Origin of the sequence: Cryptosporangium minutisporangium (assembly GCF_039536245.1) — a bacterium.
Taxonomy (GTDB): Bacteria; Actinomycetota; Actinomycetes; order Mycobacteriales; family Cryptosporangiaceae; genus Cryptosporangium; species Cryptosporangium minutisporangium.
On sequence record NZ_BAAAYN010000033.1, the window covers coordinates 52,485 to 70,549 of the forward strand.

Here is an 18,065-nt window from a genome sequence, read left to right on the forward strand (position 1 = left end):
GCTTTCGTTTGCATTAGGAAACGCCCAATTGCTTGCTCTCCGCAAGAGCATCATCGCTGACTGTGGATATTCCGGTCGTCGGGCGTTGGGATCGGCGACAGTGGAGCCGTGGACGAACGCTGGGAGTTCCTGTTCGCCGACGCGGACGCTCAGTTCGATGCGCTACGCCGGGAGGAGATGACGGCGGAGGCCGCTGACCGCAGTCGTCGGGAGTTCGCGTTGGTCGGCCTCGTCGACCGGCTACGGGGTGCGGTGGGAACGACGCTCGAGATCTGGCTGGACACCGGGCCGATCGGCGGCACCGTCCGGCGAGTGGGTCCTGATTGGATTCTGCTCGGTGGATCCGGTCGGCGAGAGACGCTGATCCCGCTGACCGCCGTGAACGCGGTGAGCGGACTGCCGGACCGCACGGCGGCGCCCGGTTCGGAGGGCATGGTTGAGGCGCGGCTCGACCTGCGTTACGCGCTACGCCGGATGGCGCGCGATCGGGTGCCGGTCAGAGTCGTACTCCGCGGGGGTCGCTCGGCGTCCGGGACGTTCGATCGGGTTGGGCGTGACTTCGCGGAGTTCGCTGAGCTTCTACCGGGGGACGCTCGTCGGGCCGGCGCGGTTCGAGCCGTTCGGAGCATCCCGCTCGGCGCCCTCCTCGTCGTCCGCGCCCCGTGACCCACTCAACCGAGTTCGTCCTCCGCGTTGTCGGTGTAGGTGAAGGGATGGCTGCGCACGAAGTCGCGGGTCTCCTTGTACATCCGCTCGATGTATCGCTCCAGCTCCGCGCGCTCGACCCGCCACTGCCCCCGTCCGCCGATCTTGATGGCCGGAAGGTCCCCTGATCTGACCAGCGCGTACGTCTGGGAGGAGGAGATGTTCAGGATCTCTGCGACATCGGCCAATTGGAGAAACCGCTCGGTCGTCATGTCACCTCCTACAGCCCCAGTCTTCAGTTTGGCATTCATGTCTCTCCCGGCGTCTGGCCCGTCCACAACGACTCATACATGTGGATAGTTGGCACGTGCTTCGCTTCTGATACGGGACTATGTGAGCACCTCTAGTGGCCTCGATTGGGCCGGATAAACACCGACGACCCCTGTTTCCCTCATCGGTTTGAGCGTCTGCGTCGCCCGTTCCTGCCATCGTCGTCCTCCGACGCCGTAGTGCGTCCTGGCCGAAGGGAATCGGATGTCCGCTCCGGTCTCGCCGCCGGCCCGACGGCGGCGGATGCCCTCCTGGTTCGACCTGCGATTCGTGCTCGGCGTGGTCCTGGTACTCGGCTCGGTAGTGGTCGGAGCTCGGCTCTTCGCGGTGGCTGACAAGACCGTGCTGGTCTGGGCCGTCGCGCGCGACCTCGGTTCCGGCACCGTGCTCGTGCGGGCCGATCTGGTGGCGGTGCGAGCGCGGTTGCCGGAGAGCGCCGGGCGTTATCTGGCTGCGAGCGGACCCGAGCCGGTCGGGCGGCCGCTGAGCCGGCCCGTCGGAGCCGGTGAGCTGTTACCGCGAGCCGCGCTGGCCGGTCGGGTCTGCGGCAGCGAGGTGAGCATCCCGGTGAGCGCGCAGCACGTTCCGGCAACCGTGCGACGCGGTGCCCGGGTGGACGTGTTCGCGACGCCGCGGACGGGGGAGACGTCGCGGGTGCTGTCAGCGGTGACCGTGCAGGGCGTGACCAGGGGCTCCGCTGTCGGAGGCGAGCCGACGCTGGTGGTGCGGGTGGCGGACGACCTCACGCCCGCGGTGGTAAGCGCGGTACGCACCGCCGAGATCGACGTCGTGGTCGCGGTCGGGCGGGATGCGGGGGACGGGTGCGGTGCCCCGGCGGCCGGGGCTCCGCCCGGCAGCGGTTCACCGTCGCCGGAGGCGGCCCCGCCCGGGGAGGCATCACCCGGGGAGTCACCGCCCGGCACAGGGCCGTCGGAAGGCACCGGGCCGCCGGGTAGCCCGCCGCTGGGCAGCGCAGGGCCGTCGGGCGGTGCGGTTCCGCCTGGTGACGGGACCCCGGGGGACGGAGACCAGGGCGACGGAGACCAGGGCGACGGTGTCGAGCCGCCGGGCGGTGGAGCGGTTCCGCCGTGCCGCGCGGCGGAACCGCCGGGTGGCGGGGCGGAACCGCCGGGTGGCGGGGCGGTTCCGTCCGGTGGTGGCGCGCAGCTGCCGGGTGGCGGAAGCGCCCGGGACGTGGCAGGGGAGACGGACCGCTCGGGAGCGGATCGATGACCCTGCCGGTAATGACCGTGGTCACCGACGGCGATGACTGGGAGGCCGCGCTGGTCGCCGCGTGGGCGAGCGGTAGTGCCGGGGTCACGGTCGTCCGTCGCTGCACCGGAGCCGCCGACCTGCTGGCGGTGGCGGCCACCGGGGTCGCCGGGGCTGCGGTGGTTCCCGCGGACCTCGTCCACCTCGACCGTCCGCTGCTGACCCGGCTGGCGTCGAGCGGCGTGGCGGTCGTCGGGTTGGCTGATCCGGACGACGTGGCAGCGCGTGATCGGCTGCGGGCGCTGGGCATCGGACAGGTCCTGACCACCGACACCGCGCCGACCGTGGTCGCGTCGGCGCTGCGGACCGCCGCCGCAGCCCTGGCGCACCACCGCACTCCCCAGCGCGGCGCCGGCTCGCGCCCCGACTCGCGGCCCCGGCCGGAACGGTCATCGGGCCCGATCGCGGCACCTGGCTCGGCGCCGGGTTCGGACCCGGCCGCTGCGGACCCGGCCCATCTGGGCCAGACTCGCCCGGCCTCAGCCCGCCCGGCCTCAGCCCGCCCGGACTCAGCCCGCCCGGATTCGCAGCAGCCGGACTCGCAGCGTCCGGACCGGCCGTGGCCGGCGCGGGCTAGCGATCCCGGCGTCGCCCGCCCCCGCCTGGCCGGACGCACGGCGCTCACAGGCCGCTTGGCCCGGGGCCCTACGCCGACCGCGCCCGCCGCGCCCGCCGCGCCCGCCGCACAGACGGGGCCGAATGCGCCAGGTGTGCCGACTGCGCCCGCGGGACCAGCCCCGCCGTCGGCGTCGGAAGACCCGCCCGACGCCCCGCCGGGCCCCGCACGGACATCAGCGCAAGGCCCCGCGCCTACGCCTGCGCCAGGCTCCGCACGGACGCCTGACTCAGGCCCCGCGCGCGCGCCTGATTCAGGCCCCGCCCATCCACCTCTCCCGGGTCCCGCGTCGAGCCTCGCGCCGACATCCGGCCCCGCCCTCCCGGCTCGCCGGGCCGACCACGAACCCACTCCGCCCGGACGAGTGATCGCGGTCTGGGGCCCGACCGGTGCGCCCGGTCGAACCACGGTCGCGATCGGTGTCGCCGACGAAGCCGCGCGGCTCGGCGTCCCCACTTTGCTGGTGGACGCGGATACCTACGGCGGGGTGGTCGCGCAGTGCCTCGGCCTGCTCGACGAGGCGTCCGGGCTGGCGTCAGCCGCCCGGCTGGCCGACGCGGGCCGCCTGGACCCGCGCACCCTCGCGACGCTCGCGCGGTCCGTCACGCCGCACCTGCGGGTCCTCACCGGCATCAGCCGCGCCGAACGCTGGCCGGAGATCGGCCCGGACGCGATGACCGACCTCCTGCTGCATGCCCGCACGCTGTGCGCGCTCACGGTCGTGGACTGTGGATTCAGCCTGGAACAGGACGAAGAGCTCGTCTACGACACCGCCGCCCCTCGCCGTAACGGCGCCACGCTGGCGGCGCTGGAAGCCGCGGATACCGTGCTCGCGGTCGGCTCCGCGGACCCGGTGGGCCTGCAGCGGCTGATCCGCGGGCTCGCGTCGCTGCGCGAGGCCGTGCCGACCGCCGAGCCGGAGGTGGTCGTCAACCGGCTCCGGCGCGGTCCGATTGTGGGCGACCCGGCCCGCGAAGTCGCGGCGGCGCTGCAGCGATTCGCCGGTTTCGACGACATTCGCACACTGCCCTACGACCGTGCCGCCGCCGATCGGGCCTTGGCCGAAGGCCGCACACTGGCGGAAGTCGCCGAGAAGTCGCGTTTGCGCAAGGCCTTCATTCAAATGGCAATTGCCTTTTGTTCCGGATCGGTGCAGGACAGGTGCTGATCGCCGGATTGTGGGTACTGGGGAGTAACCCATGTCACGATGACAGTGTCGGCGGTGTCACAACGACGTGACGCCGCGACGTCGGAGGAGGTGAGAGCAGTGCCTGATCGCCTCCAGCCGATGGACGCCTCCTTCCTCTCCGCCGAGACACCGACGACGCCCATGCACGTCGGCGGCGTCGCGGTGCTCGAACCCTCCGAAGACGGCCTGGACGTCGCCGTGTTGCGGCGGCGGGTCGAGCAGCGGATCCCCCTGGTACCCCGTTTCCGGCAGCGCGTGCGGTCGTTGCCGGCGGGTCTGGGGCCGCCGGTCTGGGTGGACGACGCCCGGTTCGACCTGGCGTATCACGTGCGGCGCACTGGATTACCGACTCCGGGCACCGACGCGCAATTCCGTACGCTGGTCGGTCGGCTGATCTCCGGCCAGCTCGACCGGTCGCGCCCGCTGTGGGAGCTGTACCTGGTCGAAGGGCTCAGCCGCGGCCGGGTCGCGGTCGTCACCAAGTCGCATCCGGCGCTGGTGGACGGCGCCAGCGGCGTGGACCTGCTACACGTCCTGCTCGACGACAGCCCGGCGACGGCGGACGCCGTGACTCCGGTGTGGCGTCCGGCACCGGAGCCCGGCCCGACCGAGCTGGTGCTCGACGCCGCCGTCGACCTCGTGCGGCACCCGACGCACGTCGTCGGCGCGGTGAAGGCCGGAGTACGCGGAGCCGGTCGGCTGCTCGGGACCGGGACCGGCCTACTGATGTCCGCCCGCCCCGCACCGACGAGTCCGCTCAACGCCGACCCTGGCAGGCAGCGCCGGTTCGCGTGCGCGCGGACCGATCTCGACCGCTACCGGCGGCTGAGGTCGTCCGGCACCGTGAACGACGTGGTGCTGGCGACCGTCGCCGGCGCGCTGCGGCAGTGGATGCTCTACCGGGGCACGCCGCTCCGGTCGGACAGCGTTCTCCGAGCCCTGGTTCCGACCAGCGTCCGCGGCGGTCCGCCGGCGGCGTTCGGCGGCGACGTCGGGGCGAGTGTCGCTACCTCCCTGATCGACCTCCCGATCGGGGAGCCGAACCCCACCGTCCGACTGACCCAAATCGCGTACGCGATGCGGGCGCACGCCGAACCCGGTCGCCGGGTCGGCGCGGACGCGCTGGTCCGGCTCTCCGGTTTTGCACCGGCGACCTTGAACGCGATGGCGGCACGGGCAGCCTCCGGCCTGTCCCGTCGGCTGTTCAACCTGGTCGTGACAAACGCTCCCGGTCCGCAGCGTCCGCTGTACGTGGCCGGGGCCCGACTCCGCGAGATCTACCCGGTCGTCCCATTGGCCGCCGGGCAGTCGATCGCGATCGGGGTGACCTCGTACGACGGACAGGTCTATTTCGGCCTGAACGCCGACTGGGATGCAGTTCCGGACGTCGATGTGCTCGCCGGCCTGCTGGCGGAGTCCATCGACGAGCTGACGGAGGCGATGGTATGACGCGACGCGGCTTGGTGATCGGTGCCGGTGGGGTACTCGGGTTCGCCTGGGCTACCGGGGCACTGGCGGCGCTGGAGCGCGCCGAGGGTTTCGACTGCCGTTCGGTGGACGCGCTGGTCGGGACGTCCGCGGGTTCGATACTCGCGTCGCTGCTGGCGTGTGGGATGCCGGTGGAGTCGATCGTCCGCCATCAGCGAGGTCTGCCCGCGCCGGGTGACCCGGTCGTCGACTACGACGAGGACGTCGACGGAGCCGGGCCGAAGCCCCCGCTGCCGGCGTTCGCGCTGGGCTCACCGGGGTTGCTCTGGCAGGCGGCGCGCCGTCCGTCCTCGGTGCCGCCGATCGTGGCGCTCTCCGGCCTCGTGCCGCGCGGACGTGCTACGCACACCGGCGTGCGGCGGCTGATCGGCTCGGTGCTGCCGTGCGACGAGTGGCCGGACCGGCCGCGGCCCTGGATCGTCGCGATGGACTACCAATCCGGACAGCGGGTCGTGTTCGGCCGGGACGGCGCGCCGGACGCCGCGCTCGTCGACGCGGTCAGCGCGTCCTGCGCGGTGCCCGGTTGGTTCGCTCCGATCGACATCGGCGGCCGGCGCTACGTCGACGGTGGTACCTGCTCGACCGCGTCGGTCGACCTGCTCATCGGCGCGGAGCTCGACGAGGTCTACGTGCTGACCCCGATGGCCTCGTTCGCCTACGACGCGCCGTCCGCGTTCGCCGGTCGCCTGGAGCGGCGGTTCCGCCGGGTGATCACCCGGCAGCTGCTCCGCGAGGCGGAGCAGCTGCGTGCCTGCGGCACGCGGGTCACGCTGCTCGGCCCCGGCCCGGAAGACCTCGCCGTCCTCGGCTCCAATTTGATGGACGCCCGGCGACGGTCGGTCGTGCTGGAGACCTCGTTGCGGACGTCGTGGGCAGCGCTGCGCCCGGAAGTGGCGTCGCGTTCGCTGCGTGCGGTGCCCTTCGACATCGCCGGCTGAGAACCCGGGAGAGTAGGCGGAACGCTCAGGTCGGTCGCCCGGCGGTCGATGCGGCGAGTATGGCGTTCGCTCCGGAACGCCCGGTCGCCTTCGTGTCCCGGAGGTTCTTTCATGCTGCCCGACCGGACCGTGCGGCTCGCGTTGGCGCTCGTCGGCGTGCTGCTGGTGGTGGCCGGCTGTTCCGGCTCCGCGTCCGATTCGGTCGCCGCTCCGGACCGGGGCGTCATCGGCCTGGCGATGCCGACGAAGGAGTCGGAGCGCTGGGTCGGTGACGGCGAGAACATGGTGCGCCAGTTCGAGTTGCTGGGCTACCGCACCGACCTGCAGTACGCCGACGACGACGTCCAGAAGCAGATCGACCAGATCGACGCCATGGTCGAGCGCGGCAGCAAGGCGCTGGTGATCGGTGCGATCAACGGCAGTGCGCTGAAGGACGTGCTGGCGAAGGCGGCATCGGCAGACATCCCGGTCATCTCGTACGACCGGTTGATCCGGGACACCCCGAACATCGACTACTACGCGACGTTCGACAACTACCGCGTCGGCGTCCTCCAGGGCACGTACCTCGTCAACGCGCTCGGTCTGAAGAGCGGACGCGGGCCGTTCAACTTGGAGCTGTTCGCCGGCTCGGCGGACGACAACAACGCGACGTTCTTCTTCAACGGGGCGATGAGCGTGCTCCGGCCGTACATCAGCAGCGGCCGTCTCGTCGTGCGGAGCGGGCAGACAGCGTTCGCCCAGGTGGCGACCCAGCGGTGGGATGCGGCGGTGGCGAAGCAGCGGATGACCCGGATCCTCGCGTCCTCGTACGGCGCCACGCGCGTCAACGCGGTGCTCTCGCCCTATGACGGCATCAGCCGGGGCATTCTCGAGGCGCTGAAGGCCGCCGGGTACAGCGGCTCGAACCTTCCGGTGATCACCGGTCAGGACGCCGAGCTGGACTCGGTGAAGCTCCTCGCCAGCGGACAGCAGGACCAGACCGTCTACAAGGACACCCGCGAGCTGGCGAAGGTGGCCGTCCAGATGACGAACTCGCTGCTCACCGGCGGCACGCCCGAGGTCAACGACACCAGGCAGTACAACAACGGCGTCAAGACCGTCCCGACGTTCCTGCTCCAGCCGGTGAACGTCGACAAGTCGAACTACCAGCGGATCCTCGTCGAGGGCGGTTACTACACCGCCGACCAACTGGCTGCCTGAAGGAGCACCTCATGAGCGCAGCCGCTCCGGTGAGCGCGCCGGCGCGTCGGTCGCTGTTCGGCCGGTTCTTCGACCTCCCGGTTCGGGTGAAGCTGGGCGCTTTGGTGGGAGCGAGCCTGCTCGCCCTCGCCACCTGTCTCGTGGTGACCGCCGTCAGCGACCGGACCGCCGAAGACACCGCGACACGGCTGCAGCGCATCAACGAGGCCAGCGCCCTGGTGCTGCAGCTCGACCGTCAGGCGACCGAGCTGAAGAGCAGCGCGCTGCAGGCGGTGGTCCGCAGCGATCCCGGCACGCAGCAGACGATCCTCGCCGATCAACTCAGCGTGGCCGAGGAGCTGCTCACCCGTCTGGACGCCGTGGACCTTCCGTCGTCCCTGTCGAGCGCGGTGACGCGGATCAAGACGGCCTACGCCGACTACACGACCGTCGTCACCCAGTTCGTCAACGGCGCCGCGGTCGACGTCGCCGGAGCCCGGAGCGCCTGGGGCCAGATCGGCATCGACAACTACCTGACCAGCGCCGTCCTGCAGAACGAACGGGAGCTGTTCGCCCGCACGATCAGCGCCGAGGAGAGCGACGCCGCGGCGAGCCGGGACCGTGCGCAGTACGTCCTGTGGGCGACGGCCGCGGTCACCGCGCTACTCCTGCTTCTGCTGGCTCGATTCGTGGTGCTGTCGATCACCAAGCCGCTGCAGAGCGTGCGCCGGGCACTCCGGGCGATGGCGAACGGGGATCTGACGGTCCGGGCCCAGGTGTCGTCCCGCGACGAGGTCGGCCAGATGGCCCTGGCGCTGGACGAGGCGCAGAGCGGCGTCCGCAACGTCGTCGCGGCGGTCTCCGACTCGGCGCTGCAAGTCGCGGCGGCGGCCGAGCAGATGTCGTCGACGTCCAGCACGATCGAAGCGTCGGCGCAGGACGCGTCCGGTCAGGCGCAGGGAGCGGCCGAGGCAGCCGCCCAGGTGTCGGAGAACGTCCAGACCGTGGCGCGGGGCACCGAGGAGATGGGCCTGTCGATCGGCGAGATCGCCCACAACGCGACCGAGGCGGCCCGGGTGGCGAGTGCCGCCGTTGGCGTGGCGCGGACGACCACGGCGCAGATCGGGCAGCTCGGCCAGTCCTCGACCGAGATCGCCACGGTGGTCAAGGTGATCACGAGCATCGCTGAACAGACCAACCTGCTCGCGCTCAACGCCACGATCGAGGCGGGGCGGGCCGGAGAAGCCGGCAAGGGGTTCGCCGTCGTCGCCGGAGAGGTCAAGGACCTGGCTCAGGAGACCGCACGGGCCACCGAGGACATCGCCCGCCGGGTGGACGCGATCCAGGCCGACACCGAGGCGGCGATCGCGGCGATCGGCGAGATCAGCGCGGTGATCACGCAGATCAACGACTTCCAATCGACGATCGCCGGCGCGGTGGAGGAGCAGACGGCGACCACCACCGAGATGAACCGCAGTGTCTCGGCGGCGGCCGAGGGCGCGGGCGGTATCGCTGCGAACATCGCCGGGCTGGCGACCGCGACACAGATCACCACCGAGGGCATCTCGCAATCGCAGACCGCGGTGACCGAGTTGACCAGGATGGCGCAGCAGTTGCAGGCGCTCACCACGCACTTCCGCATCTGAGCGGGGCCGGCGCGGCAGGTTTCCCGAATCTCCGCCGCGCGGGCGGCGGGGTGGGGTGGGTTTCCCGGAAATCCGCCGCGCTGGCGGCGCCGGGAGGTGGTCTTCCCCGAAAATCGACCCGGGCGGCGCCGTGGTGGGGTGGTCTTCGCGGGATAGTGCGGCGGACGGGCGGGTCGGGGTGAGCACACTGGGCGCTGCGACGTGGGTGGTGGACACTTTGTGCGGTCCCGGCACCGCGCCGGACCGGAGGGAGTGGGATGCGGATCTACCTACCGGCGACGTCGGCGATGCTTCACCAGGTCGAGGCCGACAAGGAAGTGGGGCCGGCGCCGCTCACGGCGTTCGCGGTGACGCCCGCGCTGCGGGAGTGGTACCTCGACGACGACGAAGAGGTGCTGGAGTACGCGGCGTTCTCGCAGGCGGCCCGGGCCGCGCTGCGCCTCTTGGACGCCGACCCGCTGGCCCCGCGGCGTCGGGTCGTGCTCTCGGCGGACGTCCCGGATCGCGAGGTGACGCTGCACCCCGACCTCGATCGGGCAGTGGTACGCAGCACCGTGCCGATTCCGCTCGATCGGCTGGCGTCGATCCACGTCGACGGCGCCGAGGCGGAGTCGGACGTGGCCGCGGCGGTGAAGGTGATCATGGCGGCCGACCTCGGCGACGAGGACGCTCAGTTCACGGTCGACGGCACCGACGACCACGAGCTGGAGTGGTTCGCGGTGCAGGAACTGCCGAACCTGCTGGAGTCCTTCCCGCGCTGACGACGAAGCCCGGCGGACGACGAAGCCCCGCGGACGACGGATCGGCGGGACGGCCGGAGCCCAGCGGACGACCGGCCCGCGCGGACGACCGGCCCGCGCGGACGACCGGCCCGCGCGGACGACCGGCCCGCGCGGACGACCGGCCCGCGCGGACGCCCGGCCCCGCACGGACAGCGGCCCGCGCAGACGACCGGCCCGCGCTGGCGGCGGGTCGGAACCCCGCCGTCGGTGACGGCGGGGCTCAGCCCTGCTGCGGGGAGTCCCGCCGCTGGGGCTGCGTCGGGATGAGCGCGGTCAGGTTGGTGCGGATCACGCCGTTGGCGGCGGGCACGGGAGCTGGCCGCGCGTCGACGTCCGCGCGGGTGCCGTCCGGTGCGGCTCCGGTCGGCGAGGGGTCCGTCGCCGGGCCCGGCTGAGTCGGGATGGGCACCGTCGGTCGATCGGCCGGGTCGATGGTGGGCAGCGGCACGGTTGCGGTCTCGGCGCCGGCCTCGTTCCCCCCGGTGGTCCGGGAAGAGGGAGACACCGGCGACGGAGACACGGGAGCCGGGGTGTGGCTCGCGGCCGGGCGGGGCGTCGGGACGGTGGTCGCGTCGTCCGTGGCTGCGTTGCTTGCGGCCGGCGCGGGTGTGGCGTCCGCATTGTTCTTGGCGCGGGTTGCTGCGCTCGGACGTGCCAGCCACTCCGGGTGGGCCCGCAGGGCCCGTCCCGCGACGACTGCGGTCACCCCACCGGCGAGCGCCATCACCAGCAGCTGGACGCCGTGCCCCGGCGCGGCCTGGGCCAGTGCGTCGCCCTTCGCCGGGTCGTCGACCATCAGCCAGGCGAGCAACTCGGCGAAGTCACCGATGACGACCAGCGCGAGCGGGAACAGTCCGACGATCATCCAGTGCGACCACCAGGTGCGCTGACGACGACGGGACAGCCACCAGACGCCGATCACCGCACCCACCGCGGACGAGATGCCCCAGTCGACCGCGCTGACCGCGAGCGGCGTTCCGCGCTCCGGGTCGCTGTCAGGGGCCAGGGACAGCATCGTGATCACAGCTTGGCCCGCGAGGTTCACCAGCGTCGCGGCGAACGTCGAGACCAATCCGCCGAGCACCGCGCCACCGGCCCGGACGCCGCCGAACACCCCGCCGAGCAGCGCGGCGACGAACACCGCGACCACCATCGGGTAGGTCGCGCTACCGAGCGACGTGGACGCCCAGCACAGCATCGAGAACACCGCACCGGCGACGCTGGCCGCCGCGATCCCGGTACCGAGGCTGCCGGGCGTCGTGCTGGCTGCCTTCTGCTGCGTGCGGCGCCACCAGGCGCCGTTGGCACTGGCGGCCGCGCCGGCGAAAGCGGCGGCGAAAGCGACGGTCGCGCCCTGGATCGCGACCCACCAACCTGCTCTCTCGCCGTTGTAGACGTCGACCGACGTCGCAGCGACGAGTTGGACGAGCGCCAACACCGCCGACGAAGCGACGAGTAACTGGACAGTGGTTCGACCGGGTTCGGTGAGCGGGTGGGCGGGCGCGGGGCCGGACTCCACGTCGACTCCCTTCTGAGCAGGAGCGGACACGGTCTTCAGGCGCATCTTAGGTATCAGGAAGCGGCACTCGGCAGTCTGCCCCACGGCGGGTTGATCCCCAAAGTCGCTGGATACAAGCGCTACTGCAGGGCGTCGCAGGCGAAACTGCCCGATAGAGTGGTTTTGCGGCACTCGACGAGTCGGGCCGAGGCGGAGGTGACCGTAGATGGACGGTGTCACCCGGGTACCCGAGCCGGTGAACGAGCCGGTGCGGAGTTACGCCCCCGGAAGTCCGGAGCGAGAAACGTTGAGATCCGCCCTGGACCACCTCACTGACCAGCGGGAAGACCTCACCCAGACGATCGGCGGCCAGGCCCGCTGGGGTGGCGGCGACGAAGTGCCGGTGGTCCAACCGCACGCCCATGCCCACCTCCTCNAAGACCTCACCCAGACGATCGGCGGCCAGGCCCGCTGGGGTGGCGGCGACGAAGTGCCGGTGGTCCAACCGCACGCCCATGCCCACCTCCTCGGAACCTTGCGGCAGGCTACGCGTACGGACGTCACCGACGCGATCGCCGCTGCGGCCCAGGCGGCACCGGCCTGGCAGGCGATGTCGTACGCCGATCGGGCCGCGATTTTCCTCCGGGCGGCCGACCTGGTCGCGGGGCGTTGGCGTGACGTACTCAACGCGGCGACGATGCTGGGACAGTCCAAGACGGTTCAGCAGGCGGAGATCGACTCCGCGTGCGAGCTGATCGACTTCCTCCGGTTCAACGTGCACTTCGGGGAGCGAATCCTCGCCGAGCAGCCGAACTCCGGCGGCGGCGCGTGGAACCGTTTCGACCACCGTCCGCTGGAGGGGTTCGTCCTCGCGATCACGCCGTTCAACTTCACCGCGATCGCCGGCAACCTGCCGACCGCGCCGGCGCTGATGGGCAACACGGTGCTCTGGAAGCCGTCGCCGACGCAGCAGCTCTCGGCGCATTACTTCATGCGGGTCCTGGAGGAGGCCGGGCTGCCACCGGGCGTGATCAACCTGCTGACCGGAGATGGTGCGGCGGTGTCGGAGGTCGCACTGGCCGATCGCGGGCTGGCCGGGATCCACTTCACCGGCTCGACCCGGACGTTCCGTTACCTCTGGGAGACGGTGGGCCGGAACCTCGACCGGTACGCGTCGTACCCACGGCTGGTGGGAGAGACCGGCGGCAAGGACTTCGTCGTCGCGCACCCCTCGGCCGACCCGGACGCGCTGCACACCGCGCTGATCCGCGGCGCGTTCGAGTACCAAGGGCAGAAGTGCTCGGCGGCGTCGCGAGCCTACGTGCCGCGGTCGATCTGGGAGGGCGGTCTCCGCGACCGGCTCGCCGCCACCACCGAGGAACTGGAGTACGGCGACGTCCGCGACTTCCGGTACTTCGGCGGCGCGGTCATCGACCGGCGCGCGTTCGACCGACTGCGCGACGTGCTGGCGAAGCTGGCGGCCGACCCGTCGTGCTCGATCCTGGCCGGCGGTGAGGCCGACGACAGCGTCGGCTGGTTCGTCCGGCCGACGGTGGTCGTCGGCACCGACCCGACGCACGAGTTGTTCCGCACCGAGTACTTCGGTCCGGTGCTGGGCGTGCACGTCTACGAGGACGCCGAGTTCGATGCCGTGCTCGACCTGGCCGCCGACAGCGCGCCGTACGCGTTGACCGGGTCGATCTTCGCGCGGGACCGGGAAGTGCTGGTGCGTGCGACCGAGCGGCTGCGGTTCGCGGCCGGGAACTTCTACCTCAACGACAAGCCGACCGGGGCCGTGGTGGGGCAGCAGCCGTTCGGCGGTGCGCGGGCTTCCGGGACGAACGACAAGGCCGGGTCGATCCTCAACCTGCTGCGCTGGGTGAGCCCGCGCACGATCAAGGAGACGTTCGCCCCGCCCACCGACCCCTTCTATCCTCATATGAGGTAGGGGCGCGCCTCGCGCGAGGCCGTCAGGCTCGCCCCTCGGCGGGCCGTGCACCTGTCGGGTGGCTGACTGGGGGACGGGTGTGGCACGAATCCGGGAGACCGGACGTGCGAGCCGTTTGCATACTCAGGGGTGCGGACGCCCTGGAGCGTCCCGTACCGAAGGGATGGACGGCCGTGACCACGCCTCTAGGCAGCCGATACGAGCTGGTGGAGAAGATCGCCGGCGGTGCGACCGGATCGGTGTGGCGCGCCCGGGTCACCGCGACGGGCGAGGCCGTCGCCGCCAAGCAGATCCGTGCCGAGCTGGCGAGCGACGCCGACGTCGTCGACCGGTTCCTTCGGGAGCGGCGGGTACTGACCTCGATCGACCACCCGGCCGTCGTCCGGATGCGTGATCTGGTCGTCGAGGGCGACCAGATCAGCCTGGTGATGGACCTGGTCGAAGGCGCCGATCTCCGGCACACGCTGGCGATCGCCGGTGCGCTCGCACCCACGTCCGCCGCGCTCATGGCTGCCACCATCGCGGACGCGCTGGCCGCCGCACACGCGGCGGGAGTCGTACACGCGGACGTCAAACCCGCGAACGTGCTGGTGCCGGAGGACGGGGGCCCGGTCCGGCTCGCCGACTTCGGGGTGGCCCGCTTGGTGCACGGCCCCGCGCGGCTGAGCTACGGCACGCCGGAGTACATCGCGCCCGAGGTGGTCCAGGGACACGCGTCGATCCCGGCCAGCGACGTCTACGGCCTGGGCATCGTCTTCTACGAACTGCTCACCGGCACGACCCCCTACCGCGGGGGCTCGTCGGCGGAGGTGATGCGGCGGCACGTCACGGCCCGGCCGATCTGGACCGACGCGGTGCCCGACGCGGCCCGACCCGTGCTGACCGCGTGCCTCCAGCGCGACCCGGTGCGCCGCCCGTCCGCCGAGTCGCTCGCGGCCGACCTGCGCGCGGTCGCCGCGGAACTCGCCGGCCTGCCCGCAGCGACACCGCTTCCCGAGGGAACACCGCACTTCCACGTCGTGCCGGTGGTCGAGTCGGTGACCGGCGGCGTCGAGCCGGACGAGCGGGTCACCTCGGTGCTTCCCTCGACCCCGCGGCCGGGCGCGCTGGCGGCGTCGTCGCCGGACGAGGTCACGACGACCGTGGCCCGGTCGGCCCGGCACCCGAGCCCGACGCTGTCGCTCGCCGCGCCGGTGCCGGTCGCGGCCGGAGGGGTTCCGTCGAGCCCGGCCGGTGCGATCTTCGCGAGCGCCGGTGATTCCGGACCGGGCGGCGGGACGCCGCCTGGCGACCCGGTGCCGAACCTGGACCTCACTCGGCCCTATGCCGCACCCACCAACATCTTCCCGGCCGCTTCGGGCCCGGGCGGTCCCGGTCCGTCGGTCCCGAGCGGCCCGAGCGGCCCCGGTGGGCCGGGTGCGCCGGGCGGGCCGGGTGCTCCGAGCACTCCGGGCGGCCCCCCGCCGTCGTTCGACGACACGCTCTCTCCGCCGCGCTGGGCGTTCCCGGCCGGCACGATCCCGCCGCGGCCGCCGAAGAAGCGCCGCTGGCCGCTGATCGTCGGCTTGGCCGCGGTGTGCCTGATCGTGCTGGCCGCGGTCGGCGTCGGCGTGGCTGCGTCTGGCGTCCTCAGCTCGTCGAAGAACGACAGCCCCAGCAAGAACGAGGCCGACGTCACGCCGCCGGCCGAGTCGGCGAAGCCGACGCCGCAGGACAGCCGCACGGCGGCGCCGACGCCGAGCCGCTCGGACGGCGCGATCCCGGACGCCCCGGCAGGGACGACGATTCCTGACCTCCCCACGCCGGGCGAGACGATGACGCCCTCGGACCAGACGATGCCGCCGATGGTGACACCGAAGCCGGGCGAGCCCTCGATCGGCGGCCCGATCAATTAATCCACAGGGCAGGCGAACTTTGTCGCTCCCGGTTCCGTGCTCGCTACCGTCGAGGTAGGAGCCGGGGCCGGGAGGTGCGGTGTCCAGCGCCGAGGAGTTCGTCCACCGGGAAGTCCGTGAGCTGGTGCGCCGCCGGGGCGTCGACCCGATGGGCGACCCGGCCGCGGTCGCCGGCCTGATCGACGAGGTCCTGGCCGCGCACGCCGACCTGGTGGCCGACCCGCACGCGGCCCGACGCGCGGTGCTCGACGCGGTCGCCGGGTTCGGGCCCCTCCAACGCTTCCTCGACGACCCGTCGGTCGAGGAGGTCTGGGTCAACGGTCCGGGCCGGGTGTTCGTGGCGCGCGGCGGACGATCGGAGCTGACCACCGCGATCCTCGCGCCCGGCCAGGTCGAGGAGCTGGTGCAGCGGGCGCTGGAGCGCACCGGCCGCCGCGTCGACCTCTCCACGCCGTTCGTCGACGCGATGCTCCCGGACGGATCGCGGCTGCACGTGGTGATCCCGGACGTGACCCGCGAGCACTGGGCGGTGAACATCCGCAAGTTCACCGCCCGCGCGCACTCCCTGGCCGAGCTGATACCGCTCGGAACGCTGACACCGCACTCCGCGGGCTTCCTGGAAGCCTCGGTCGTCGCCGGTCTGAACCTCATCGTCAGCGGCGGCACCCAGTCCGGAAAGACCACGCTGCTGAACTGCCTCGCCGGCGCCATCCCCGCCGCCGAGCGGGTGATCAGCTGCGAAGAGGTGTTCGAACTCCAGCTCCGGCACCACCCGGACTGGGTGCCGCTGCAGACCCGCCAGCCCAACCTGGAGGGCACCGGCGAGATCCCGCTGCGCCGCCTGGTCACCGAGGCGCTGCGCATGCGCCCGGACCGGCTGATCGTGGGGGAGGTCCGCCAGGCCGAAGCGCTCGACTTGTTGATCGCGCTCAATTCCGGCTTGCCCGGTCTGTGCTCCGTGCACGCCAACTCGGCGCGGCAGGCGGTGACGAAGCTGTGCACGCTGCCGCTGCTGGCCGGGGCGAACGTCCACCCGTCGTTCGTCGTCCCGGCCGTGGCGAGCTGCGTCGACCTCGTCGTCCACCTGGAGCTCACCGCGGCGGGCACCCGCCGCGTACGGGAAGTGATCGCGGTCGGCGGGCACGGCAGCGTCGAGACCGCGGAGATCTTCGCGACGTCCGGCGGGCAATTGGTCCGCGCCGACGGTTACCCGCCGCACGACGAGCGTTACGCCCGGGCGGGCGTCGACCTGCCCGCGCTGCTGGCGGTCTGAGATGGGTGCGGTGCTGGGGTTCGCGTTCGGCTGCGGCCTACTACTTCTGCTTCGCCGACGTCGTCCCCGCGGGCGTTTTTCGTGGGGACGACGCCCGTCGCGGCGGGCAGCGCTACTGAACGCCGCCGGACTACCGGGCGTGCGTCCGGCGCAGTTGCTCGGTGCGCAGATCGGCGCGGCGCTGGCGGCCTTCGGGGTGACGTACACGGCCCTCGGCAGTAGCTCGGTAGCGGCGTGTTTCGGGGTGTTCGGGTTTCTGGGGCCGAGTGCGCTGGTGTGCCGTCTGCGGACGACGCGCGCCCGTGAGCTCCGGGACGCCTGGCCGGACGTCGTCGACAACCTGGCCTCGGCGGTGCGGGCGGGCATGTCGCTGCCCGAGGCCGTGGGCGCGATCGCCGAGCGGGGACCGGCGCCGCTCCGCCCGGCGTTCGCCCGGTTCGCTGCGGACCACCGGGCGACCGGGCAGTTCCTCGTCTGCCTGGACCGGCTCAAGGGGGATCTGTCCGACCCGGTGGCCGATCGGATCTGCGAAGCGCTCCGGGTGGCCCGCGAGGTCGGCGGCACCGACCTCGGACGGCTGCTGCGGACGCTGTCCGGCTTCCTGCGCGAGGACGCCCGGATCCGAGCCGAGCTGGAGACCCGGCAGGGCTGGACGGTGAACGCGGCGCGGCTCGCGGTGGCCGCCCCCTGGCTCGTGCTGCTCCTGCTCGCCACGCAGTCCACGACGCTGCGGGTGTTCGACAGCGGCTCCGGCCGGCTGCTGCTCGTTCTCGGCGGTGCGACGACGTTGGTCGCCTACCGGCTGATGCTGCGGGTCGGACGGCTGCCCACCGAGCGGCGGGTGCTGACGTGAGCGGCGTCGGGGCGCTGGTCGGGCTGGCGTTCGCGCTGGGAGTGGCGCTGGTGACCTGGGGCGGGCCGCAGGCTCGGCGTCCGCGGCTGGACGACCGGCTGGCGCCGTACGTGGGCCGCGCGGAGGTCAGCCGGGCAGTGGCGGCGCCCTCGTCGAGGGCCGACCCTGCGTGGGCCCTCTGGACAGGAGCCGCGTCCCGGGCGAGGTCGGCACCCGGAGTGCGGGGCGACGGGCGGGTGGGGAAGTGGTCGGCCGGGCTGTCGGCGGCGGGCCGTGAGGTGGCCGCCGTCCTCGGTGACCGGCTCGGCCGGGTGCTCGGTGGCTCGTCGATCCGGCGGCGGCTCGTGGCGGCCGGCTCCGACGGCTCGGACGGGGCGGTGGCGGCGTTCCGCGCCGAGCAGGTCCGCTGGGCGGGCCTCGGGCTGGTGACCGGCGCAGTCGTGGGCGGCGCGCTCGGCGGGCCGTCCGGCCTGGCCGTGGTCGGGCCGGTCGGCGCGCTCGCCGGAGGGCTGG

Annotated in this window: 14 protein-coding genes and 1 pseudogene; 13 read left to right on the forward strand and 2 right to left on the reverse strand. The window is 72.5% G+C overall.

All coding sequences use genetic code 11. The features are described 5' to 3' along the window. Positions 1 to 108: 108 nt before the first annotated feature. Complete coding sequence (locus ABEB28_RS25105; RefSeq protein WP_345730652.1) at positions 109 to 666, forward strand: hypothetical protein; 558 nt, start codon at positions 109 to 111, stop codon at positions 664 to 666. A 5-nt stretch (positions 667 to 671) separates the two neighbouring features. Here the strand turns inward: ABEB28_RS25105 and ABEB28_RS25110 are convergent, their stop codons facing one another. Further along, positions 672 to 917: a helix-turn-helix domain-containing protein gene (locus tag ABEB28_RS25110; protein WP_345730653.1), complete on the reverse strand. Its 246-nt coding sequence runs from the start codon at positions 915 to 917 to the stop codon at positions 672 to 674. A gap of 262 nt (positions 918 to 1,179) precedes the next feature. Between ABEB28_RS25110 and ABEB28_RS25115 the strand changes: the two genes are divergently transcribed. The 7 genes from ABEB28_RS25115 to ABEB28_RS25145 all read left to right on the forward strand — a co-directional run bounded on the left by ABEB28_RS25115 (position 1,180) and on the right by ABEB28_RS25145 (position 10,064). Further along, on the forward strand, positions 1,180 to 2,208 hold the full coding sequence (locus ABEB28_RS25115; RefSeq protein ID WP_345730654.1) for a flagellar biosynthesis protein FlgA: 1,029 nt from the start codon (positions 1,180 to 1,182) through the stop codon (positions 2,206 to 2,208). A gap of 1,019 nt (positions 2,209 to 3,227) precedes the next feature. Beyond that, a complete protein-coding gene (locus ABEB28_RS25120; RefSeq protein WP_345730655.1) occupies positions 3,228 to 4,031 on the forward strand; it encodes a CpaE/TadZ family protein in 804 nt (267 codons plus the stop codon). A gap of 99 nt (positions 4,032 to 4,130) precedes the next feature. Continuing rightward, entirely contained in the window at positions 4,131 to 5,501 is a 1,371-nt protein-coding gene (locus ABEB28_RS25125) for a WS/DGAT/MGAT family O-acyltransferase (protein ID WP_345730656.1), read from the forward strand. Beyond that, positions 5,498 to 6,478 (forward strand): patatin-like phospholipase family protein, encoded by a 981-nt coding sequence (locus ABEB28_RS25130; protein ID WP_345730657.1) that lies wholly within the window; start codon positions 5,498 to 5,500, stop codon positions 6,476 to 6,478. Before ABEB28_RS25125 ends, ABEB28_RS25130 begins: the two co-directional genes overlap by 4 nt. A 111-nt stretch (positions 6,479 to 6,589) precedes the next feature. Beyond that, entirely contained in the window at positions 6,590 to 7,678 is a 1,089-nt protein-coding gene (gene chvE / locus ABEB28_RS25135; protein ID WP_345730658.1) for a multiple monosaccharide ABC transporter substrate-binding protein, read from the forward strand. Between the two features lie 11 nt (positions 7,679 to 7,689). Further along, entirely contained in the window at positions 7,690 to 9,303 is a 1,614-nt protein-coding gene (locus ABEB28_RS25140) for a methyl-accepting chemotaxis protein (RefSeq protein ID WP_345730659.1), read from the forward strand. Positions 9,304 to 9,560: 257 nt separating this feature from the next. After that, entirely contained in the window at positions 9,561 to 10,064 is a 504-nt protein-coding gene (locus ABEB28_RS25145) for a DUF6912 family protein (protein WP_345730660.1), read from the forward strand. A 241-nt stretch (positions 10,065 to 10,305) separates the two neighbouring features. Here the strand turns inward: ABEB28_RS25145 and ABEB28_RS25150 are convergent, their stop codons facing one another. Next, positions 10,306 to 11,604, reverse strand: coding sequence for a hypothetical protein (locus ABEB28_RS25150; RefSeq protein WP_345730661.1), 1,299 nt, complete (start codon positions 11,602 to 11,604; stop codon positions 10,306 to 10,308). A 205-nt stretch (positions 11,605 to 11,809) separates the two neighbouring features. Between ABEB28_RS25150 and pruA the strand changes: the two genes are divergently transcribed. The 5 genes and pseudogenes from pruA to ABEB28_RS25175 form a co-directional block, all read left to right on the forward strand. Further along, positions 11,810 to 13,531, forward strand: a complete 1,722-nt coding sequence (pruA, locus tag ABEB28_RS25155) for an L-glutamate gamma-semialdehyde dehydrogenase (RefSeq protein ID WP_345730662.1) — start codon at positions 11,810 to 11,812, stop codon at positions 13,529 to 13,531. 173 nt (positions 13,532 to 13,704) lie between these two features. Beyond that, positions 13,705 to 15,426: a serine/threonine-protein kinase gene (locus ABEB28_RS25160; RefSeq protein WP_345730663.1), complete on the forward strand. Its 1,722-nt coding sequence runs from the start codon at positions 13,705 to 13,707 to the stop codon at positions 15,424 to 15,426. A 148-nt stretch (positions 15,427 to 15,574) separates the two neighbouring features. Further along, positions 15,575 to 16,699, forward strand: a complete 1,125-nt coding sequence (locus ABEB28_RS25165; RefSeq protein WP_345730668.1) for a TadA family conjugal transfer-associated ATPase — start codon at positions 15,575 to 15,577, stop codon at positions 16,697 to 16,699. Between the two features lies 1 nt (position 16,700). Continuing rightward, positions 16,701 to 17,552 (forward strand): type II secretion system F family protein, encoded by an 852-nt coding sequence (locus ABEB28_RS25170; RefSeq protein ID WP_345730664.1) that lies wholly within the window; start codon positions 16,701 to 16,703, stop codon positions 17,550 to 17,552. After that, positions 17,549 to 18,065: pseudogene (locus ABEB28_RS25175) on the forward strand (hypothetical protein); the annotation flags it as partial. The gene ABEB28_RS25170 and the pseudogene ABEB28_RS25175, both read left to right, overlap by 4 nt.